Origin of the sequence: Paenibacillus sp. PL2-23, from assembly GCF_040834005.1 — a bacterium.
GTDB lineage: Bacteria > Bacillota > Bacilli > Paenibacillales > Paenibacillaceae > Pristimantibacillus.
Genome location: NZ_CP162129.1, coordinates 2,781,621 through 2,803,367, shown reverse-complemented (window position 1 = coordinate 2,803,367; position 21,747 = coordinate 2,781,621). Strand labels below are relative to the sequence as shown.

The following is a 21,747-nucleotide window of genomic DNA, read 5'->3' as shown; positions in this document are numbered from 1 at the left end:
TCATCAAAGCAAATTTATTTTACATGCCCTCCTGCGCCCTATAGCTGAAATCCGATGGCACGGCTGAACCCTCTGTCGTTATGGTTCATCTATATGTGAGCGCGGGAGCAAATATGAACGAGACCTAAGCGGGCTGGGTCTCCATGGCGTCACCCTTCTTCTTCAGCCGCCTGGCGATGCTCAAATAACGGTCTACCTCGTGCAGCAGGGTGAACAGCGCCGCGCGAACCTCAAACTCCTCCCGGGTATGAGGCAGCTCCATCCCGCGGAACGATCGCATCAGCTCGAACACCATCTGCTCCGTCCGCCCCTGATACACCTCCGACTTCACATCGTCCGCCAGTTGGTCCAGCAGCTCCGCGATCAGCTCGCCCTGCGGCCATTTCTCATACACGAGCGACAGCTCCTCAAGCATCTGCTGAATGGAATACAGCTGCTGTCCGCGCATCTCGAAGTACGTTGGCCAATAGGTTTCGTGGCTCCATATACGATTCTCCCGATTACGGACGGAGCGCTGCGCACCCTGCTCGATTATGCCGTGCGCACTCAGCAGCTCGCCGCCGTTCCATAGATGCTCCGGGTTCCGCAGCGTGCGCGCCATCTCCCGGAAGATGGTGCTGAAATCCTCCTCCAGACGGGCTCGGATCGCCTCCAGCCCCTTCTCGTCCTTAGGCATGTAGAGGAAGTTGATCGCAGTGGCCCAACCCAGGCCAACGAGCAGCAGCAGCATTTCGTTGCCGATAATGGCGGCGGTAACCTCTCCGAACGAGAAGAGCTGGAATACGATTACCGAGCTTGTCAGTATGCCGTCCTTGAGCTGAAAGCGGGCCAGAATGGGGAAGGTGATCATGATAAAAATCGCCACGACCCAATGATGGAAGCCCAGCAGCGTAAAGATAAGAGATGCAAAAAAAAGCCCCAGCACCGACGCGACAAACCGAACGACGGCGCTCCTGAGACCTTTCATTCGCGTCACCTCGACGCCCAGAATCGCCAGAATGCCTGCGGACAGCGCAGGGGACAGCTCCAGATAGATGGCGGTATAGATCGCCGCAATCGCGGCGATCGCGGTTTTAATGACTCGAATGCCCATATGCAACAACCTCGGCTTCTCATTAGGATGGAACACCTTCCCCATCCTACCGCTCCCGCCAGCCCTCCGTCAACCGCTTCTCCAGCCACGCGACCAGCTGGTACATCATTGTCGCCACCACGCCGATCACTACGAGACTGGACAGGACAAGCGTAAAGTTGAACACCTGGAAGCCATATATAATTTGATAGCCGAGGCCAATCTTCGCCACCAGAAATTCTCCCACGATGACGCCGACCCACGCCAGACCCACATTCACCTTCAAGGTTGCGATAATAACGGGGAAGGAGCCCGGCAGAATGACCAGCCGGAACAGCTGAAGCCTCGACGCCCCGAACAACCGGACCACCTTGATATAGCCGCTGTCGATTTCGCGGAACCGATTGTAAATATTAATGGTGGTGATGATCACGGTGACCATTAGCGTAATCGCCACGATAGACGCGAAGCCCGGGCCAAGCCCAACAATAAAGATGGGGCCAAGCGCCACCTTCGGCATGCTGTTCATAACGACCAGATAAGGGTCGAGCACCCGCGACAGGAATGGGAACCACCACAACAAAGCAGCCAGCACGGTGCCAACCAGCGTGCCAAGCGCAAACCCGGCAATCGTCTCCATGACGGTTGCGCCGACATGCGGCCACAGCGAGCCGTCTACCATCGTTCGCCACAGCTGATCCGCCAGCTTGGACGGAAAGCTGAACAGCAGCGGATCGATCCATTTGCTGCGGCCAGCGGCTTCCCACAGCCCAAGGAAGATGACCAAGATGCCGATCTGGGTCATCAGCGCCGCAATCGACGTGTGCCGCGCGCTCCGCTTATGCTTGGCGTACAGCTCCTCCATCAGAGCGCTGCGGTCCTCCTGTATGCCCGACACCTCCGCTCTTCCGTTATCGCTTGCCCTCGCGCCGGTGTCGTTACGCATGCGACTCCCCTCCCTTCCCGTCGACGGCGTCCAGCTCCGACCAGAGCGCCTCGAACAGCTCCTGGAAGCCCGGCAGCTTGCGGGCAGCGATGGGATCTGCGGCCCGAATCGGCTCCGGGATGGCGATAATCTTGCGAATATGGCCGGGGTTGCGTCCCAATACAACAACCCTGTCGCTCATCGCCGCGGCTTCCGACAAGTCATGCGTCACCAGCACAGCCGTCTTGCCCAGCTTGCGGAGCGTCTCCACCACAATAGCCTCCAGCTGCATCTTAATATGAAGATCCAGTGCGGAGAACGGCTCGTCAAGCAGAAGCACCTCCGGCTCCGTCACCAGCGTACGGGCCAGGGCGACCCGCTGGCGCATCCCGCCCGACAGCTCATGGGGATAACGTGAGCCTGCGCCCCCTAAGCCCAGCTCCTCCAGCCAGCCCTCTACCTTCTTCATCGTATCTGCCGATTTGGTTCCCTGAATCTCCAGTCCGACCGCCGCGTTATCGCGAATGGTCCGCCATGGGAACAAATAATCCTGCTGCAGCATATAGCCAACCTTCGGCGACGGCCCGCTCACCTTCTCCCCTCCAAGCCACACTTCACCCGAGGTTGGAGGGAATAATCCCGCCAGCAGGCTGAGCAGCGTCGTTTTGCCGCAGCCGCTGGGACCGACCAGGCTGACGAATTCGCCTGGCGCCACCGCCAGCTCGATGCCCTCCACCGCCAGCGATGCGCCTTTGTCGCTCACGTAGACATGAGAGAGCCGTCTAAGCGCAAGCGCCGTCGAGTCCTTCATTTCATGTCCTCCTCCTGCAGACTGCCGGACTACTCCCCACCGGCAATCGCTTGTTCGGCAAACTCTGTATTCACGAGCACGCTATGCGCTGTTCGCTCTTCCAGCTCTCCCGCAGACGAAATGACGTCAAGCAGATTATTCCATTCTCCTTCATCTACAATGGGATCGCTTGCGAACGAGCCCTGCTGCTTGTAACGGTCGATGGAGCTCACCAGAATATCACGTTCCACATTTTCAAAGTACGGCAGCACGACGTCTGCGATCGCCTCCGCGTCGTTCGCCTCTACCCATTGCTGCGCCCGATAAACCGCATTCGTAAACGCCTGGATCGTATCGGGATTGCCTTCGATAAAGCTGCTTTTGCTCATAAACACGGTATAGGGCAGATGGCCGCTCTCCGTTCCGAAGGAAGCAACGACATAACCCTTGCCTTCCTTCTCGAATATCGAGGCTGTCGGCTCGAACAGCTGCACATAATCGCCTGTTCCGGAGGAGAACGCCGGCGCAATGTTCGCAAAGTCGACATTCTGAATCAGCTCCATGTCGCCATGGGGATCAATGCCGTGCTTCTTCATAGCGAACTCTCCCGCCATCTGCGGCATTCCGCCTTTGCGCTGTCCCAGAAAGACAGAGCCCTTAAGCGACTCCCAGTCAAAGCTCTGCAGCTTCTCTCTCGCTACAAGAAATGTGCCGTCTGTCTGCGTCAGCTGAGCGAAGTTGATTACGGGATCCTCCGCGCCCTGCTGGTACACATAGATCGACGTCTCCGAGCCGACAAGCGCGACGTCAATAGCGTTGGACAGCAGCGCCGTCATCGTCTTGTCCCCGCCAGGCGTAGTTGTCAGCTCAATGTCCAGCCCTTCCTCTTCAAAAAAACCCTTTTCGATCGCCACGTATTGCGGCGCGTAGAAGAGCGATCTTGTTACCTCGCCGATGCGGACCAGCTTCTTGTCCGCATCGCTCTTGCCGCAGCCCGCCAACGCGGTTACGGCTGTCAGCATGACCGCCAGCAGCAGCATGCCGATTGTCCGTTTGCTCATCCTCTTTTCCTCCCGACTATTCTCAATTCTTGTTGTATATCAGCCTATGCGATCGCTGAACGGGCGGTGATTGTGCAGCGTGCACGAAATGCAAAAAGCCGGACCGGCGCGCCTTGCGGCGGCTTCGGTCCGGCGGATGGCCGGGTCCAGCTTACAGCTTGTAGATATCCGTATACTTTCGGGTTAAATATTGGACCAAATAACGGGGATCAAGCGGCTTGCCCGTCACATTCATGACCAGCTCGGCGGGCGTGCGCAGCTTGCCGTACTGATAGATTCGCTCCGACAGCCATTCCTTGATGGGATGCAGCTCGCCCTTGCCGACAAGCGACCACATGCCGGACAGCTCCTTCTCCATGGTGTCCGCGAATTGGGCGGCGTACATATTGCCAAGAGAGTAGGAAGGGAAGTAGCCGAACGCCCCGCCTGACCAATGGACGTCCTGCAGGACGCCCTCCGCATCAGTCGGAGGGGTGATGCCGAGATATTCCTTATATTTGTCATTCCACAGAGCGGGCAGGTCGGCAGCCTTGACGCCGCCGTTGAATATAAGCTTCTCAATCTCATAGCGAATAATAATATGGAGATTGTACGTAAGCTCGTCGGCTTCAATGCGAATAAGCGACGGCTTGACGATATTGTTGCCTCGGTAGAATTCGTCAACCGTCACATTCAGCTGGCCGGGGAAGCGCTGCTGCAGCTCGCCGTAATAACGCTCCCAGAACGGACGGCTGCGTCCGATCACATTTTCCCAGAAGCGGGACTGGGATTCGTGAATGCCCATGGATGTGCCGGTGCATAACGTCGTGTTCGTCAGCTCTGGCATTATATTTTGCTCATACAGGGCGTGGCCGCCTTCATGAATCGTACCGAACAGAGCGCTGGTCACGTCATTCTCCAGATAACGTGTCGTAATGCGGACATCGCCTCGATTCAGTCCTGTCGCGAATGGATGCGCGCTTTGGTCCAGACGGCCCGCTTCGAAATCGTAGCCCATCTGCTCCAGCATATAGAGGCTGAATGATTGCTGTGCGGCTATGTCAAAGCGCTGATCCAGGAACGAGGTTTCCGGCTGATGCGGGGAAGCCGCAATCGCGGCTGACAGCGGCACAAGCTGGTCGCGAAGCCCTCCGAACACGGCATCAAGCTGGCTGACCGTCATGCCTGGCTCGTATTGGTCCAGCAGCGTATCATACCGTGTAGCCTTGGCTCCCCATAAATCAATAAATTGATTCGTGTAGGAAATGACTTGCTCCAGATAAGGCCGGAAGCTCTCGAAGTCGTTCTGCCCCTTCGCCTCCTCCCACTTCGTCTCCGATTGCGCCGCCGCAACCACATATTCCTGATATAGCTTGGGCGGTATGTTGACGCTGCGGTCGTAGGATTTGCGGGTTTCTGTTACAAGCCGCTGGTCAATCTCGGACAGCTGATGGAATGCGGCTGGCTCCTCCAGCACGTTCAGCCATTCGCCAAGCTCCGGTGAAGTGGACAGCTTGAACATCTCGCCCGACAGCATGCCGATGGATTCGGAGCGGGTGTCCATGCCCTTGCGAGGCGCGCCTGTGCGCAGATCCCAGTAGAGCAGCCCAAGCGCCTCCTCATAGCTTTTGATCTTATGTATGGCCGAGCGGAAGGCTTGCAGCTGATTTGTGGTTGAAGCTGTGTTCGTCATCGTTGTGAAACCGCCTTTCTGTATAGAGGTATTATCGGGGGCAAGCCTTGATCTTGCGGCCCGCTCTCCCTATAATCATACTAAACCTGCCAGCATGACATTCGCAACAACCGGAGGAGTGAACGAAAATGCATATTACCTTTAGCGAAGCCGCTGTGCGTAAGCTGGCTCCGCTGCTTGCGGACGGGTCCAGACAGCTCAAGCTGCTGCATGATACCGAGGGCTGCGGCTGCGTCATGAGCGGCGTGCCTGCGCTGCAGCTTGTGGCCGAGGCCGGCGTGGACGACAAGATGGCCGAAGGCGATCCCTTTCCGTTTCTTTATGAGCCGAGGCATGAGGTGTTCTATGAGCCTCGTCTGAAGATCGATTACCGGGAGAGCTCGGGCGCCTTCAGCCTGAAGAGCGACAATCAGACCTATACGACGCTGATGCGCTTGCATCCATAATCGCCAAGGGACGGATGGGCTTCACTATCCGTTCCTTTCTCTTCTTGCTCGCCAAGCCGCTTCTCTTGCGCGCACAACCTCACTCCTGTCGCGCGTCAGATGGCGATGAACAATCTCCTCCGCAATCTGGGAGCTGGATGCTCCCCAGACTAAGCCGCGCTCCTTGCACGCGGCCTCGCACAACGCCCTAAGCTTCTCGTCTGTCAGCGTTATCTCCATGTCCTCATAGGGACGCTCGCCAGGCTCCGATTGGCAGACAGCAAGCCGCTCCTCCAGCTGTCGCAGCAGCGAGAATGAGTCGATTCCGAATGCTTCCAGCGGAAGGTCGCTGAGCTTGGCTGCAGCTTGACGATACATCTTGGCCGCGCCCCGCCGATTGCCCCTTCGCTCATGATATTGGCCGACAGCCGTCTGGATCAGTCCGACCCACAGGTCGCCTAGCCCATCATCCGCGTGGTTCTTCCAATACTCCTCCAGCAGCTCGTGGCATTCGAAATAATCGCGTGTTGCATGAAATTCCACTAAATAGGCAATATAAGCATCAGGATAAGGCAAGCCTTCACCTCCGCCACAAAATATTTTTGAGTACGATGAAACCTTTGTCCATCTTAGCCGTATTACATGACGTTAGCAATAGACCCACACCATAAGAAGAAGGAGAAAGAGAACAATGAAAAAAGGATTTCTTGTTATGCTCGCATTAGCGCTGTTCCTAGGCTTAAGCTTTGGACAAACAGCGGACGCCAAGCGCGGAGGGTTCAAATCGCCAAAGCAGAGCGTTACGGATTCCAAAAAAACCGATAATGTGTCCCAGAGCAATCCCGGCACCAAGACGGGTACGGGAACAGGCGCGACAACAGGCGCAGCGAATAAGCCGCTCTACGGCGGCAGCGGCCTGATGAAAGGCCTTATGATCGGCGGTCTGGCTGGCCTGCTGTTCAGCGGCATGTTTGCGGAAATGGGCGCTATGGGCGAAATCTTCGGCCTGCTCATTAATCTGCTGGCGATTTTTGCTCTTATTATGCTGATCCGAGTCGGATACGTATACCTGAAGAGCAAGAAGAATCAGAACAATACGCCAGATAGCCGGAGACCATAGTCATTGTGAGAATCTATACGGACGAAATCATTAACGCAATCTGCTTCAACGCGGCGGACCGTCGGGGCATTCGCCCGAACGAGGTCGAAGTGCAGATGAGCTACGATGAGGAATACGGCATTACTGCGGAGATGTGGATCGCGGGCCGCAGCCAATATTTGATTGAAACGAATTTGTTGGAGGCCATCGAGCAATACGCGTTCACCCATTATAACCGCCGCGTCTTCCGTTCCGACATCTCTCTCGGCATCGATGAAGAGGCTGAGCAGTTCTGGGCCGAATTCCCCGATTAATAGCTCTATTATAGGACTCCTAACATCCCCTTCCCTAGCGGAAGCGGGATGTTTTGCTGTTTTAGCCATTTCTATTCTACTCATCTTTTGAGGGGCTCGGGGGGCGGCTCAATAGCAGCAATCCTCTACTCATGCACATCATGCTGATTGCCCAGATTACACCTATCCCCGCAATGGTTAAGGAGTTATGGATTGAACTGGAGGTTGCTCGTGTTTCCAAAACCTTTATCCAGCTCAACGCTCCCCATGAGAACAACACCAAATGTGCCAAAATCCACTTGTAGCCTGACTTTTTATATTTGGCTATTAAGCGGATAACCAGGATCAAGACAGCACCCATCACTGAAATAAATCCCCATCTTAAAAGGGGTATGACTTCTTCCTCCATTAACATTCCTTACACCTCCTTCAATAGTATATATCTGTAAAAATAATAAAGATAGATCCATTTTCATCTTTTGGAAAACCTCTATCTCGCAACTCCCTCTAGTTATTTGCGTCTAATAGATGACTAGATGAGGGAGGGAATAGGTACAACCATGAGAAACAAATTTATGCTCCTGGCTATGGTGGTTACGCTGCTTGCTGCGTTCGCTGCGCCGGCTGGGCAATCCGCATCGGCCGCTCAGGGGGCCGGCATGACCAAATTCCGGGTGTATCAGAACGACAAGCCGCTGAAGGAATTTACGACGGAAGCCGATGCCATTAAGTACGCCGGAGGGTTCGCTTACAGCCATGTCGAGACGATTGCCGACCGGAGATGGCTGTGGGACAACTTCCCCCGGTACAAGGTATATGCGAATGGCAGCTCGCTTGCCAAGTGGGAGTTTCGCAGCTATGATCAGGCGGTCGCCATCGCACGAGCTATGAATAATGCTTATGTCAGGGATTTGCAGGGGACAGGCTGGAGCTACGAGACGTATACGAGATACCGACTCTATCAAGGCGACATCACCTTGCCGGAATGGGAATACCGTACGCTTGACGACGCCAAGAAGGAAGCTAGAAAGTGGTCGAACGCTCATATTATCGAGCTGTCCACGAATGCTTGGGTATGGGACAACCTGACGGCCGCTCAGACGGCGGCCCAGCAGGCGGCGGCCCCCGTCTACCAGCTTCTGCGTGACGGCGAGCCGATTCCGGATACAGCGGCTTATTCCTTCTTGAAGGAGGCTGTTGCAGCGTCCTCCCAGCTGCCCAATAGCCAGATTGTGAATGCCTCCAAGGGAAAGGTCGTCTATTCCAATATTCCTGCCTACGAGGTACGCCAGAATGGCAAGCTGATCCGCTCCTATATCGGTTTGGAGCCCGCTGTCGCATACGCCAAGACGCTGGCGAATGCCGAGGTGCTGCAGGACGGCAGATCGCTTTGGTCCAGCTATCCCTATCTCGAGGTATTCCAGGGCGACAAAAAAATTAAAGCCTTCCATACGCTATCATCCGCATTAACCTATGCCAAAGCTTATGCGAACAGCTCGATCCGGACATTAGACGGCCGCAGGCTGTGGAGCAACGCCAAATCGTTGACGCTTCTCGGCTGGAACGGCAGCGGCGGCAGCCAGACGATTATAAGCCACGTCGCCAATACGCAGGGCTTGTCTATAGACTCCCCCACCTGGTTCGAGCTGACAAGCGCGGACGGCGAAATGAAGGACACCTCGGATGCGGCTATTGTCAAGGCGTTGAAGGAGCAAGGCATCCTTGTAACCCCGCTCGTCCATAATGGCTTCGATCGAACGCTGACGACCGCGTTTTTGAGCAGCGCCGAAGCCCGTGCGGCATTTGTTGCCCGTCTCGTCGGCAAGTCAGCAGCGCTTGGCGTCTACGGCATTAACCTCGACTTCGAAGAGGTGGCCGCCGCTGACCGGGCGGCGTATACCGGCTTCGTGAAGGAGCTGACCACGGCGGCTCATGCCAAGGGACTGAAGGTATCCATTGATCTGCCTCGCGGCGACGCCGCCTGGAATCATCGGACGGCTTACGATCATGCCGCTATTGGCGCAATTGTCGATACCGTCATCATTATGGCTTATGACGAGCATTGGCGAGGCAGCAAGGAGCCTGGCTCCGTCGCTGGGCTCGGCTGGACTGAAAAAGGGGTGCTCCAATATTTGAATTACGGCATTCCTCGCAGCAAGCTAATGCTGGGCATCCCGTTCTATGTGCGGGAGTGGCGTATCGATGCTGCAGGCAAGCTGATCGACAATCGGGCTATTCTCATGAAGGACCTGCCCGAGCTTATAGTGAAGCACAACGCAACCGCTCAATTCGACCCGGAATCCGGCCAGAACAAATATACGTATACCAAGGACGGCTATACGCATGTCTTCTGGGCGGAAACGCATGATACCGTGCTGAAGCGGGTCGCGATTGCGGCCAAATACGATCTGGCCGGCGTCGCCTTCTGGCGCCTCGGCTATGAAGACGCCGAGCTGTGGACAAAGCTCCTCCGCGCCAAAGCCGGCTAAAGGCAGAAGCAGCCCCAGTCCCGTTCATGCGGGCAGGGGCTGCTGGCGTCTTGAAGAACCATCAAGACTCAACGTTCGCGGCGTTTCTTCCACGGTGGATTGCCGTGCTTGGTTAATTGATCCACCATCAAATGACAGGCAAGCGGCACAAGCAGCACCAGAACGGCGCATACAAAGCTAAGCCCCGAAGGGACTTGACCTATAGATGGCATAACAAGCTTACCCCTCTCCATCACGTGCCTCTGTATTGTTGACGGAGCCAATTCGTCTTAAGCTGACGACCGTCTTCACCTCGATTGCGCTGGCGGCAAAATAATTGGCTCCCGTATCCCAGTCATCGCGCACCTGATCCCATACCTTGGGATGACGCTCCTTCAGGTATACGCCCAATCCCAGCACATCCTTTTTGACTTCCTTCTGCGTTTTATTGATTGTATCATCAACCACTTCATGAATGGATTCCGTTACGCGGTCCTGCAGGTCAGCAATCGTCATGTCACTCAGATAGTCGAGCCGCTCATACGCCTCCAGCATACTTCCCTCCACATCCAGCTCGATGGCGAATTTCAGCCGCTCGGGATTGGATACATCCGCAGTGACTTTCCGTTCAACTCTTTCTACCTTGAATACAACAAGATTGTCATTGACCGGCACCTCCAGCACACCGCCCTTAATGCCCTTATAGAGATAGTTGTAGCCCTCCGTTTCTTTTTCATCCAGCATACCAACCAGCTTGTTATCATCTCCATCCATAATCGCTGCGCCGATCAACGATATATAATTGTCTCTTGTCGTCACCTTCTGCACAACAAAGCTTTCCTGTTTGAGCAAATATTCATGAACATCACCTAACCGAGTCTCCGGCACCATCCGATAGCTATCCTGATTTTTTGAGATCGACTGGACAAATTGCACGGGCGTTTTTTCCCCCTGCGGCATCGTATCCAGCACCGACTTCGCTTCCCCCTTGGATACCATAATGGATACATTGCGGCGGGCATCATTGTTTCGGAGGAAATAATCCAGAACATTCGCGAAGCCATATTCCGTTCTCGCCACCTTCTCGGATACGATAACCAGCTTCAAATGCTCAAAAAACGGTGATCGGCTGGTCATTAAGGACATCTGCGCGATGATGGACAGCATGGTTTGCCCTTCAAGTGTAATATTGAAATACGATTTGCCAGCCAGCGATTCGCCCGATTGCCCCGTATCCTTCAGTCCCGCCGGTATGACCTCCTGGAACGTAACGCGGAAGCTCTGCTTGCCCCCTCTTAGCTCCTCCGGCTTCGTCACGCCTTCATCAATCGCCACCCCAATCACAAATCCCCTCTGCTCCAGCTCCATCTGATCCCAGCAGCCCGCCAACGGAAGCATAGCATATAACAATGCGGTAACCAGCATGAATCGTCTAGCCATGTCCAGTCGCCTCCCGCAGCTTGACAATAGCGAACAACAGCAGAGGGATGACGATAGCCGTCAGCAAGCCCATATAGCTGATCAGCATGCTCAGGTTGGACAGCTGCACTATATTTTGCGGCGCCATGGAAATCAGATAGATGATAGGAGCAAGGATGTATAGGAGCTTCCGTTTGTTCAGCTTTGTGAAGAAGCACAGCGACTGCACCGTTACATCCATCGAAATGGCGGATGTTGTGAAGATCGAGACAATCCAGAATGTGAGGAATAACGACTCCAGCCGCTCAAAAAATTCACCAGGCACCGTAACCTCGCGGGCCAGCTCCAGCGTCGGATACATAATGTTGCGTGTCACCTCGTTGGAGAATACGCCTATGGTGAACACATAGATCAAGATATAGAGGGTGACGGGCAGACCCACACTAATAATGGCAAGTTTCGGCGTTTTGTCTGGCTTCCGCATCAGCGAATTGTAGAAAAGCAGCACCTCAAAGCCCAAGAACGAAAATATGGATTTCTGGGAGCCCTGTAAAATGGACTGCCAATCCGAATGAAACAACGGCATTAGCTTGCTGACCTCGAACAAATTAATGCTGAGCAGCAGGAACACCAGGGTGACCACAATCACAAATGGCAGAAACAGGACCGTTAATCGCACAAGCCCGGTGCGAGAGCCGGCAACGGCATACACAACGATCAGCATAAAGCATAATGAGATAACCTCCAGAGGGGTCCTGTCGAACAGGTATTGTTTGGTCATCTCCGAGACGGATCGCGTAATATAGGCGCTGAAGAGCAAAAAATAAATAGCGAACATGCCGCCAACGAACCATGAGACAGGCTTGGTGGCAACATCCGATGTATATTCAAGAAACGTGCGGTTGCGGAATCGGGTGCTTAGCCTGGCTAGCACCCACGCGATCAGCATGGCGATGGCTCCTGCCAGCAGGATGGAAACCCAGCCATCCGAGGCGCTCGTGGACAGGGCAATCGTTCGAGGCAGCGTCAGGATGCCAACGCCAATCATAACGGAGCTGGTTGTGAATACCATCTCCTTCCCCCCGATATATTCATCTCCATACTCCCAATTACGATTACTCATAACGGATTGCCAGCCTCCTGCCTAGGGCGACTTAGTCGTCCATTCGTTTTTTGTTTTCGGTTTGAAGCATTTCCGGACGCTTGCGGATAAAGGTTACCGGAGCTCTCAGCACAAGGTCCTTCCAATCGGAAGGCAGCAAAGGCGAGATTGGCGCCATATAAGGCAAGCCAAAGCTCTTCAAATTGACTAGGTGGATGCAAATGATCAGAAATCCCAGAATGACGCCGAACAAACCAAGCACAGCGGCCAGCATCATAATAAAAAACCGTAAAATGCGCGTCACGATGCCGAAGGAATACGAGGGCAGCGTGAAGGATGCGATAGCCGTCACCGCTACGACAATAACCATAACAGGACTGACTAGGCCTGCAGATACAGCCGCTTCACCGATGACCAGACCGCCGACGATGCCGATCGTCTGTCCGATTGGCTTCGGGAGCCGCACGCCGGCCTCCCTTAAGATTTCGAGTGTCGCCTCCATCAGCATGGCTTCAATGAAGACGGGGAACGGCACTCCCTCCCGCGCCGAAGCAATCGAAAACGCAATGTTGGATGGTATCATGCCGTGATGATATTCCGCCAGTGAGATATAAAAGCCGGGCAGGAATGTGGCAATGAAGATGGATATATACCTCAATGCCCGAATCAAGGAAGACACCAGCCAATGCTGATAATAGTCCTCCGGCGACTTGAAGGCATCGGAAATGCTGATGGGCATAATGAGCTGGAAGGGCGTGCCGTCTACGATCAGTCCAACCTTCCCTTGCAAGAGGGAGGAGGCGAATCGGTCCGGACGCTCCGTATTCAGAATTTGTGGAAACGGCGACAGAAAGCTGTCCGCGATCCATTGCTCAATATAGCCCGAGCCCTCGACATCATCAATTTCGATCGAATTCAGCCGCTTTTTCACCTCCTCCACCAGCTTCGGGTTTACGATGTCCTGCATGTAAGCGACCATCACCTCCCGCTTCGAGACGCGTCCGATAAGATAGGAGTCCATCCGCAGATTGGGGTCCTTGATCCGCTTGCGAATCAGCGCGCTGTTTGTTCGAATATCCTCCGTGAAGCCATCCTTCGGCCCCCGGATCGTCGATTCCGTCTGTGGCTCCTCAATCGAACGTTTGGGGCTGCCCTTTGTCCCAATGATCAGCGCATGGTCGGTGCCGTTCAAGAACAGGCAAGTATTGCCCGACAAGATGGCGTACAGAACGTCATTCATGCGATAGACGGACAGAATCTCCTCTGATGGCAGCACCTCGTCCTTCAGCTGCTTGACAAGGCGCTCCGGCTCAACAGCTTCAGTGTCCAGCTTCGAGGCGTAAGCGATGATGGGCTTCATGACATATTGCTGCACCAGCGTTTTATCGATCATGCCGTCCAGGCTCATGAGCACCAAAGATAACCCTGTCGAACCAAGCTCAATTTCCTTCGTAATGAGATCGCCTGGCGAATGGAGACGATAATGGACGTAATCGATGTTTTGCTGCAGATGGCGGGATAGAGGACGGCGATCCTTTTCGTTGTCGTCGCTGCCCGTCCGCACATTTTGCTGCGTCACCAAATTGGATTGTCTTCTGACCATAGGAAGCACCGCTTTCCGAAATAGGTACCTTCAGTTATTTCCTATTTTTCCCCCTTATAACCTTTCGTTCGACAAATCTCGCCATTGTTGCACAAAAAAACCGGTGCTCAGCTGTTAAGCCAAGTACCGGTTCCGCAGCAGCTGGAGTTCTTCCGAAAGCCAAGCCTTGCTCTCCAGCTCCATTAAGCTGGCCGCCTGCTCCTTGATGTGATGGATGAGAATCGGGCTTTGATCAGTACCGTTCCAATAACGGCTTAAGAAATGCAGGAACACGTCCACCATACGAAGTCTCAGCAGAAGCGGCAGTGCGTCGATCTCCTCTGGCAGTAGCTGAACCGCCTCGGCATAGCCTTCGCAGAACAAACGGACCGCCTCGCGCTCCCTCCCCCCGCCGAGCATGCCGGACAAGATGACCGCCGCTTCCATGGCGCGGATATCTCTTGTACAGAACTCAAAGTCCAATAACGCCTCTACTTGATCAAGAGAGGTAGACTGCAGAAGCAGATTGGAGCCGTTCAAATCACCATGCACCAGCTGATGAGGCAGCCTCTCCAATCCCTCCAGTGAAATCGTCGCAAGCGTATAAGCCTCCTCCAGCACGGCCAGCTCCTTCTCCAGCTGCTGGAACGGCTCAGGCGGCCTGCGGCAAAATTCCCGCACAGCCTCTGGACTGCAGGCCGGGTACGCCTCCATCAGCCGATAGTAAGGCGGATAGACAGCCGGCAGGCCGGGGTCCGCTTCCGCTAGCGCCAGGGTTAACGAACCGGCGGCCTGCCCGAAAGAGCGGGCATAGTCGGCCGTGTCCCCTTCCGCGGGGGCGCCTTCTATAAAACGAAAAAGACACGCAAATCTCCCGCTGCCATCCTCCACCCGGGCAACTGTTCCTCCCTCCCGCGACTCAATCGGCTCCGGCACAAAGAAGGAAAGCCCGTTGCCCGCTAGACACTTCAGCACGGAATGCTCGAACGTTATTTTATCCAAGTCCCTATGCGTATTATATAAGCGCAATACCGATCGTCCCGACGCGCTTTGAAGGATATAGGTAGAATTGTTCCAGCCCCCGGACTTCGGCTCTATATAGCCCGCTGACTGCGGCCAATGACGGGCCATCAGACGCTCTATCGCTGGCATCGTCTCCGCTTCCAGCGCTCCATGATTATACGCATGCTCCATCTCGCTTATCACCTGCTCCAGTTCAATATGACTTCCTATAAAGCTTAATGTATAGATGCTCGCTGGTAAACCGTCAGAAGTGCGTCCACCAGCCCGCATATGATACTATGTAGTTCTGAGGAGGTAGATGGGATGTCCACGTTAGTAGATCGAATCGGCGGGTTTCTGCTGGATTATCGGCAGCAATATCCGCTTAGCGGTAATATATTAGTCGCGCTTGGCGGCCAAATTCTGTATGAAGAGTCCTTTGGATTCGCTAGCGCGGAGCATGAGGTTCCTATTGACAAGGATACCCGCTTTGGCATCTGGTCAATTACAAAATCCTTTACGGCGATGTCCGTTATGCTTCTGGCTCAAGAGGGCAAGCTGCGTCTGGACGATTTGGCAGCCGATTACATTCAGGGCTTCCAGCGCAAGGAGCCGGTTACCATTCGTCATTTGCTCCAGCATCGGTCCGGCCTGCCGAATTTCACAAGCCTTCCGGCCTACAACGCCAACTGGAACAAGTGGCCGCTGTCGCGGGAGAGGAGCCTCGCGCTGCTTCAGGAGCAGCCAAGCAGCTTCCCGCCTGGCGAATCCTTTGCTTACAATAATACGGGGTATTATCTGCTGGGGCTCATTGTGGAGCATGTGTCGGGGCTCAGCTTCGAGGACTTCCTCCACAGCCGGCTATTGGAGCCGCTAAGCCTTCGAGACTCCGGCATCATCACCGGCAGACGGATCATTCCCCGACTGGCGTCGGCCTATCAGTCGAACGGCGTGGAGCTGGCACCCTCTGAATATATTGATATGAGCGCTGTGCATGCCGCTGGAGGCATGTACGCAACGGCTCGCGATCTCCTGCTATGGGATGGAGCGCTGTATACGGAGAAGCCGTTATCGCAATCCGTTCTGGACCCCATTCTGCGAGACGAAGAGGCGGGCTATGGACTGGGCTGGTTCCTGGATCGCAAGCATAACCGCCGAAGAATCTACCATGGCGGCGCGTACCGCGGCTATCGCAGCGAGCTTCATCGTTATCCCGATGACGAGCTGACGGTTATCGTATTGTCCAATTTTGATTTTGTCCCGGTGACCTGGCTCGCTGAGCAGCTGGCAGGTATCGTCTTCGGAGAAGAGGCCCGTGTGCCGGAAGCGCCTCCCTCCTTTGCGCTGTCGAAGGAAGTCTTCGAGGAGCTCAGCGGCTTGTATGAGGGCTTTGGCTGCCAGGCGATTGTCGAGCGTGACGACAATGGCTATTATATGGAGTGGAACCGCCGCGAACGGAATCCTATGTACCCTCTATCCGAGACAAGCTTCCGCCACGCTTGGCATGATCGCACGTACACGTTCAAGCCGGATCAGGAAGGGCGCATGACGTTTCTAGGGCTGAAGAAGCGGACGTCATCAGGGACATCGGGAGAATAACATGGGGAATAGGAATAATCATCATATCCTTCAACAAGCGTCCGACTTTATCACCCTCTGTTATGCGGAGACAGGCTTTGATGAGGCTGTGCCCGGCCGCATAGCCGAAATTCGGGATGAAATAGCCGATACAGGCACCTATACGCATACCGGACTTGAGTTGGTCTATGGCGCCAAGCTTGCATGGCGCAACAGCAACCGCTGCATCGGCAGACTGTTCTGGGACACGCTGACTGTAACGGATGCGAGGCATGTGCGCAGCACCGAGGAGATGGCATCGTACCTATTCCAGCATCTCGAGCAAGGCACGAACCGAGGAAGAGTGAGGCCGATGATCACGGTATTCGCGCCAGCGACGGAGAACAATGAAGGTCCCCGTATATGGAATCATCAGCTCATCCGGTATGCGGGCTATGAGGGAGCGGACGGAGCCGTGCTTGGCGACCCGGCCTCCCTTCTCTTTACAAGGCTGTGCCAGCAATTGGACTGGACGGGAAGCTATACGCCATACGATATCCTTCCGCTCGTCATAAGCGGCAGCGGCGACAAGCCGCAATGGTTCCCGATTCCCGACCATCTCGCGCTGGAGGTGCCGCTTGAGCACCCGGAATATTCGGCATTTGCTGAGCTGGGCTTGCGGTGGTATGCCGTCCCCTTTGTATCGGACATGACACTGGAGATCGGCGGCATCCATTATCCTGCAGCTCCATTTAACGGCTGGTATATGGGAACCGAGATTGGCTCACGCAATTTGGCTGACGAGGCCAGATACAGACAATTGCCTGAGGTGGCCCGTGCCATCGGTATCGAGACAACGCGGAACTCTTCCTTATGGAAGGACAGAGCGTTAGTCGAGCTGAATATTGCCGTTCTTCATTCCTACAGGAAGCATGGCGTATCTATAGTCGACCATCATACCGCCTCCCAGCAGTTCATGACCTTTGAGCAGAACGAACAGGCTTGCGGTCGAGAGGCGACAGGCAGATGGTCATGGCTGGTGCCGCCGCTGTCCCCCTCTCAATCGCCGTTGTTTCACAAACGATTTGTCGATGAGGTACGCTCGCCGCAATTCCTATATCGTGAGGACCTAAGACCCTAACAGGGTCTTTTTTCTTTTTTGGAAAAGGCTGTTCAAAAATTCCACTTTTGATCACGAAGCATATCAAGAAGCGTACTCGACATCGAATATCGAATTCAGCCGAAACTTCCGGTGCTCACGTAGCTTCCACTACGCTCCGCTCCTCAGTTCCTAGCTTCATCCGATCTTCTTGATGCTGAAAACTGGACTTTTTGAACCTCACTGTAATTAAAACTGGAAAAATTTATTTACAACGAGAGTCCTATACGGTAAAATTCTTGATAGAGAACACCTGATTCTCAATAAAGTTTCTGGGAGTGTTTGAGATGAAGATGTTAAAACGGGTCATTGGACTCACCGCCCTGCTTGCGCTGCTCGCTTTCCCGGCGTCGGCATTCGCGTCCGGTTATTCCAGCTATGGCAATGATCAGAACAAGAGCTTTTTTTCCTCCCTCTTATCTCTGTTCGGAGGATCCTCAGGCGACAAATACAGCTCGTATCATTACGATTACAACAAGGATTACAGCAAGGACAAAGACAAAGATAAGGACAAAGACAAGGACAAGAACAAAGACAAGGATAAGGACAAGGGAACCAGCAAATACGATAAGGACGACTTCTGGGATTGGGTGAAGGATAACAAGTGGTGGAAGGACAGCTTCAAGTGGGATGACCTTAAGCTTGATTCTTATGATTTGTGGAAAAAGTATTATTGCTGGTAACAGAAAGAGCTTCAGCATTGGCATTTGCCTCCGCTGAAGCTCTTTTCCTTCAGGAGTTGACGGGAGTAGGCGTAAGGACCTTCTTCACGTTGTACATTTTGACTGTTGAGCTGATCACATAGCTTGGCGGGGCTTCGCCCCGATGCTCGCGATGGCCGGCGATATGGACGGGATCCTTCTCCCAGTTTTTCCACGCTTCCTCGGATTCCCAACGAATCATGGCAATCACTTCTTCCGAATCCTTGGTCTTGGCGGCAAGCATAACTGTCCGATCAATTAGTCCAGGCATTGTGTCAATGTGGCCGCTGGTGCCGAAGCGCTCCATGACTTGCTCCGCGTTGCCGGGCTCCACTACGATCGTGCGCAATTGGATAAACATTGTGATCGCTCCCTATAAATATGATATTCCTCCATCATATCGATAACGATTATCAATGTCAACAATAGTTCTCTCCATATGCTTCATTGCTTACTGCTCTTCGCTTCGTTATAATAAGCGATGATATTATTACATGACCAGTTCAAAGTCAAGAAGAACTAGGAAGGAATGCAAGCATAATGTACATAGCAGATCAATGGGTAGATTACGAAGTAATAGATACGGGTGAGGGAGACAAGCTTGAGCGCTGGGGCTCTTACATCCTGCGCCGACCGGACCCCCAGATTATATGGCCGATCGCCGATGAGTCCGGTCCATGGAACAAAACCGACGGACGTTATTACCGCAGCTCGTCGGGCGGCGGCAAGTGGGAGATGACGAAAGCGCTGCCGGAGCGCTGGACAATCTCGTACGGAAGCCTTTCCTTCCATATCAAGCCTACCAACTTCAAGCATACCGGCCTCTTCCCTGAGCAAGCGGTCAATTGGAGCTGGATGATGGACAAGATCAAAGGGGCAGGACGGCCTATCCGCGTCCTTAACCTGTTCGCGTATTCAGGCGGCGCAACAGTCGCCGCAGCCGCTGCGGGAGCCGAGGTTTGCCATGTCGACGCCGCCAAGGGCATGGTCCAATGGGCGAAGGAGAACGCCCAGCTGTCAGGGCTGGAAGCCGCTCCGATCCGTTATATAACCGATGACGTCTTTAAGTTCGTGCAGCGTGAGCAGCGCCGTGGACGTCAATATGACGCGATTATTATGGACCCTCCCTCCTATGGACGCGGACCGAACGGCGAGACATGGAAGCTGGAGGAGAACCTGTACCCCTTCCTTCAATTTTGTACAACCATATTGTCGGACAAGCCGCTGTTTCTGCTCATTAACTCCTATACGACCGGCCTGTCGCCGACAGTGCTCCACAATATGCTGCATATGACCATGTCAGGCAAGTTCGGCGGCTCCATCAGCTGCGGCGAGATCGGATTGCCCATTACGAGAACCGGCTTGAATCTGCCTTGCGGCATACTGGGCCGCTGGGAATCGAAGTAATGCGGATTCCCGTTCTTTTCGAAGACAATCATCTGCTCGCCGTGGTGAAGCCTCCCGGCATTCCATCACAGGAGGATGAGACAGGCGATCCCGATATGCTGACCCTGCTGAAGGCCGACTTGAAGGAGCGCCATAACAAGCCGGGCAATGTGTTCCTCGGCCTGGTGCATCGACTCGACCGGCCCGTTGGCGGCGCGATGTTATTCGCCAAAACCTCCAAAGCGGCATCACGGTTATCCGAAGCTGTGCGCAGCCGTTCTTTCGGCAAATCGTATATATGTGTCGTTCAGGGAACGCCTCCGGAGCGGGAGGCTCGGCTGCGCCACTATATTCGCAAGGATCAGAAACGCAACCAGGTGACCGTGCTGGAGGCGCCTGCGCAGGACGCGAAGGACGCATCGCTGGACTACTTCGTGGCAGCCAGCTCCAACAACCGCAGTCTAGTAGCGGTTCGGCTTCATACAGGCAGGCCCCATCAGATCCGGGCGCAGATGGCCTATATCGGCTGTCCGCTTGTTGGCGATCAGAAATATGGCTCTGCCAAAGGCTCGACGGGCTTCTCCAGCATCGCCCTGTGGTCCGCTTCAATATCCGTCCCTCATCCCGTGACGAAGGAAGAGATGCTCTTCCAGTCCTTGCCTGAGGTCGCAGATGCCTGGAGCTGGTGGCAGCCCGGCCAGATTCAAGACGCAGCCCGGTATTACTTGAAATGATAGAACGGGAGAGCAGGCGGCGCCTCTCTCCTATTCGATATGAGAGGAGGAGAATGACATCCGTCGTACAATGTGGTGGAGCGCCATCGCTCTGGTGCTTGGTTTAGTCTCCGCCGTCATCCTCTATATAGGATTTCAGCCGCTATTAGAGCGGGAGCTTGCCGAAGAGTACAGCCCCTCACCGATCGCTGCAATGACTGCAACGCCTTCTCCAACCTCGACGCCTGAGCCAACGCCCCTTCAACCCGAATTTGCGGAGGCGGTGTGGTTGGGTGTTGGAGATGTGATGAGCCACACTCCCCAGCTTCCTGGCGCATTCGACGCAGAGCTGAATCGTTACGATTTTAACCCTTTTTTTGAAGCGGTGAAGCCGATTCTGGGCACGGGCGATTGGGTTATGGCCAATCTGGAAACGCCTATCGCAGGAGCGGATTTCGGTTACAGCGGTTATCCAGCCTTCAATGCGCCGATCGAATTGGCGGAAGCGCTTAAACATGCGGGGTTTAATCTGCTGTCGACAGCCAACAATCATTCCCTCGACAAGGGCGAAAGAGGACTTCTTCGCACGCTGGAGCACTTGGAGCAGCTTGGACTGCAGGCGGTTGGAACGGCCGCTTCGCAGGAGCAAGCCGATACGCCGATTCTATCGGAGCGGAACGGCATTACCATGGGAGTGCTGGCTTACACGTATGGCACTAATGGCATACCGATTCCGTCGGGCAAGCCTTACTTGGTCAATCTGATCGATGAAGCGAAGATGATTGGGGATATTCAACGCCTTCGCCAGGCAGGCGCCGATATCATTACGGTTGCGCTTCACTTCGGCCATGAATACCAGACCGCGCCCAGCGAGGAGCAGAAGCGGCTGGCCCGCGCGCTGGCGGCCGGTGGCGCGGACATTATTGCAGGCTCCCATCCGCATGTCGTGCAGCCTTATGAGGTAGTTGAAGCAGTTGACGCTTCGGGGAACGCCAGAAGAGCACTTATTATTTATTCCATGGGCAACTTTATATCCAATCAACGCGGCGATACCAAGGACTACGGGGTTATCTTCAAGGTTGGTTTTCGCAAAAACATAACTGAGGGCACCACGGAACTGATGGACGTGGAAGCGATCCCTACCTGGGTGCATCGCTACAAGCCCGACCGCTCCTACCGATATCGCGTGCTTCCTATCGAGCGGACGCTCGCAGAGCGAAACGACGAGCTGCTGACCACAGCTATATATGAGCAGCTTAGCATCGATTACGACATGCTGATGGCAAGATTGGAATCCATGAGCGCCAGCCAGCCATAACAG

The 21,747-nt window shown here is 54.5% G+C and carries 23 protein-coding genes; 10 read left to right on the top strand and 13 right to left on the bottom strand.

What is annotated here, in order from left to right:
• Positions 1-124: 124 nt before the first annotated feature.
• The 5 genes from AB1S56_RS12105 to AB1S56_RS12085 all read right to left on the bottom strand — a co-directional run bounded on the left by AB1S56_RS12105 (position 125) and on the right by AB1S56_RS12085 (position 5,520).
• The gene (locus AB1S56_RS12105) at positions 125-1,138 is read right to left on the bottom strand and encodes an aromatic acid exporter family protein (protein ID WP_340867503.1); all 1,014 of its coding nucleotides are present in this window, start codon (positions 1,136-1,138) and stop codon (positions 125-127) included.
• 1 nt (position 1,139) lies between these two features.
• Positions 1,140-1,937, bottom strand: coding sequence for an ABC transporter permease (locus AB1S56_RS12100; RefSeq protein ID WP_340867994.1), 798 nt, complete (start codon positions 1,935-1,937; stop codon positions 1,140-1,142).
• Between the two features lie 73 nt (positions 1,938-2,010).
• Positions 2,011-2,808, bottom strand: coding sequence for an ABC transporter ATP-binding protein (locus AB1S56_RS12095; protein WP_340867504.1), 798 nt, complete (start codon positions 2,806-2,808; stop codon positions 2,011-2,013).
• A gap of 29 nt (positions 2,809-2,837) precedes the next feature.
• Positions 2,838-3,848 carry an ABC transporter substrate-binding protein gene (locus tag AB1S56_RS12090; RefSeq protein ID WP_340867505.1) on the bottom strand — a complete coding sequence of 337 codons (1,011 nt, stop codon included), beginning with the start codon at positions 3,846-3,848 and terminating at the stop codon, positions 2,838-2,840.
• A 151-nt stretch (positions 3,849-3,999) separates the two neighbouring features.
• Positions 4,000-5,520, bottom strand: a complete 1,521-nt coding sequence (locus tag AB1S56_RS12085) for a carboxypeptidase M32 (RefSeq protein WP_340867506.1) — start codon at positions 5,518-5,520, stop codon at positions 4,000-4,002.
• 128 nt (positions 5,521-5,648) lie between these two features.
• On the opposite strand from AB1S56_RS12085, the gene AB1S56_RS12080 reads away from it, so the two are divergent.
• Entirely contained in the window at positions 5,649-5,966 is a 318-nt protein-coding gene (locus AB1S56_RS12080) for an iron-sulfur cluster biosynthesis family protein (RefSeq protein WP_340867507.1), read from the top strand.
• A 24-nt stretch (positions 5,967-5,990) separates the two neighbouring features.
• Here the strand turns inward: AB1S56_RS12080 and AB1S56_RS12075 are convergent, their stop codons facing one another.
• The gene (locus AB1S56_RS12075) at positions 5,991-6,521 is read right to left on the bottom strand and encodes a DUF309 domain-containing protein (RefSeq protein WP_340867509.1); all 531 of its coding nucleotides are present in this window, start codon (positions 6,519-6,521) and stop codon (positions 5,991-5,993) included.
• 115 nt (positions 6,522-6,636) lie between these two features.
• Here AB1S56_RS12075 and AB1S56_RS12070 point away from each other — a divergent pair, with 115 nt between their 5' ends.
• Positions 6,637-7,065 (top strand): hypothetical protein, encoded by a 429-nt coding sequence (locus AB1S56_RS12070; RefSeq protein ID WP_340867511.1) that lies wholly within the window; start codon positions 6,637-6,639, stop codon positions 7,063-7,065.
• Positions 7,066-7,070: 5 nt separating this feature from the next.
• Complete coding sequence (locus AB1S56_RS12065; protein WP_340867512.1) at positions 7,071-7,358, top strand: DUF2653 family protein; 288 nt, start codon at positions 7,071-7,073, stop codon at positions 7,356-7,358.
• 76 nt (positions 7,359-7,434) lie between these two features.
• On the opposite strand, the gene AB1S56_RS12060 is transcribed toward AB1S56_RS12065, so the two are convergent.
• Positions 7,435-7,752 carry a hypothetical protein gene (locus AB1S56_RS12060; RefSeq protein ID WP_340867514.1) on the bottom strand — a complete coding sequence of 106 codons (318 nt, stop codon included), beginning with the start codon at positions 7,750-7,752 and terminating at the stop codon, positions 7,435-7,437.
• Positions 7,753-7,897: 145 nt separating this feature from the next.
• On the opposite strand from AB1S56_RS12060, the gene AB1S56_RS12055 reads away from it, so the two are divergent.
• Entirely contained in the window at positions 7,898-9,826 is a 1,929-nt protein-coding gene (locus tag AB1S56_RS12055) for a glycosyl hydrolase family 18 protein (protein WP_340867516.1), read from the top strand.
• 68 nt (positions 9,827-9,894) lie between these two features.
• On the opposite strand, the gene AB1S56_RS12050 is transcribed toward AB1S56_RS12055, so the two are convergent.
• From AB1S56_RS12050 to AB1S56_RS12030, 5 genes are all read right to left on the bottom strand, one after another.
• Positions 9,895-10,038 (bottom strand): hypothetical protein, encoded by a 144-nt coding sequence (locus AB1S56_RS12050; RefSeq protein ID WP_340867518.1) that lies wholly within the window; start codon positions 10,036-10,038, stop codon positions 9,895-9,897.
• Positions 10,039-10,045: 7 nt separating this feature from the next.
• Positions 10,046-11,245 (bottom strand): Ger(x)C family spore germination protein, encoded by a 1,200-nt coding sequence (locus AB1S56_RS12045; RefSeq protein ID WP_340867519.1) that lies wholly within the window; start codon positions 11,243-11,245, stop codon positions 10,046-10,048.
• A complete protein-coding gene (locus tag AB1S56_RS12040; RefSeq protein ID WP_340867520.1) occupies positions 11,238-12,347 on the bottom strand; it encodes an endospore germination permease in 1,110 nt (369 codons plus the stop codon). The genes AB1S56_RS12045 and AB1S56_RS12040 overlap by 8 nt, the downstream gene beginning before the upstream one ends.
• Before the next feature lie 31 nt (positions 12,348-12,378).
• Positions 12,379-13,929: a spore germination protein gene (locus tag AB1S56_RS12035; RefSeq protein ID WP_340867521.1), complete on the bottom strand. Its 1,551-nt coding sequence runs from the start codon at positions 13,927-13,929 to the stop codon at positions 12,379-12,381.
• 114 nt (positions 13,930-14,043) lie between these two features.
• Positions 14,044-15,102, bottom strand: coding sequence for a phosphotransferase (locus AB1S56_RS12030; protein ID WP_340867522.1), 1,059 nt, complete (start codon positions 15,100-15,102; stop codon positions 14,044-14,046).
• 132 nt (positions 15,103-15,234) lie between these two features.
• Here AB1S56_RS12030 and AB1S56_RS12025 point away from each other — a divergent pair, with 132 nt between their 5' ends.
• The 3 genes from AB1S56_RS12025 to AB1S56_RS12015 all read left to right on the top strand — a co-directional run bounded on the left by AB1S56_RS12025 (position 15,235) and on the right by AB1S56_RS12015 (position 18,309).
• Entirely contained in the window at positions 15,235-16,509 is a 1,275-nt protein-coding gene (locus AB1S56_RS12025; RefSeq protein ID WP_340867523.1) for a serine hydrolase domain-containing protein, read from the top strand.
• Position 16,510: 1 nt separating this feature from the next.
• Positions 16,511-17,608: a nitric oxide synthase oxygenase gene (locus tag AB1S56_RS12020; RefSeq protein WP_340867524.1), complete on the top strand. Its 1,098-nt coding sequence runs from the start codon at positions 16,511-16,513 to the stop codon at positions 17,606-17,608.
• Positions 17,609-17,913: 305 nt separating this feature from the next.
• Positions 17,914-18,309, top strand: a complete 396-nt coding sequence (locus AB1S56_RS12015) for a hypothetical protein (RefSeq protein WP_340867525.1) — start codon at positions 17,914-17,916, stop codon at positions 18,307-18,309.
• A gap of 49 nt (positions 18,310-18,358) precedes the next feature.
• Here AB1S56_RS12015 and AB1S56_RS12010 read toward each other — a convergent pair whose 3' ends face one another.
• Positions 18,359-18,688 carry an antibiotic biosynthesis monooxygenase gene (locus AB1S56_RS12010; RefSeq protein WP_340867526.1) on the bottom strand — a complete coding sequence of 110 codons (330 nt, stop codon included), beginning with the start codon at positions 18,686-18,688 and terminating at the stop codon, positions 18,359-18,361.
• 179 nt (positions 18,689-18,867) lie between these two features.
• Here AB1S56_RS12010 and AB1S56_RS12005 point away from each other — a divergent pair, with 179 nt between their 5' ends.
• The 3 genes from AB1S56_RS12005 to AB1S56_RS11995 all read left to right on the top strand — a co-directional run bounded on the left by AB1S56_RS12005 (position 18,868) and on the right by AB1S56_RS11995 (position 21,744).
• Positions 18,868-19,734 carry a class I SAM-dependent methyltransferase gene (locus AB1S56_RS12005; protein WP_340867527.1) on the top strand — a complete coding sequence of 289 codons (867 nt, stop codon included), beginning with the start codon at positions 18,868-18,870 and terminating at the stop codon, positions 19,732-19,734.
• A complete protein-coding gene (locus AB1S56_RS12000; RefSeq protein WP_340867529.1) occupies positions 19,734-20,447 on the top strand; it encodes an RluA family pseudouridine synthase in 714 nt (237 codons plus the stop codon). Before AB1S56_RS12005 ends, AB1S56_RS12000 begins: the two co-directional genes overlap by 1 nt.
• Positions 20,448-20,541: 94 nt before the next feature.
• Positions 20,542-21,744: a CapA family protein gene (locus AB1S56_RS11995; RefSeq protein ID WP_340867530.1), complete on the top strand. Its 1,203-nt coding sequence runs from the start codon at positions 20,542-20,544 to the stop codon at positions 21,742-21,744.
• Positions 21,745-21,747: the final 3 nt, after the last annotated feature.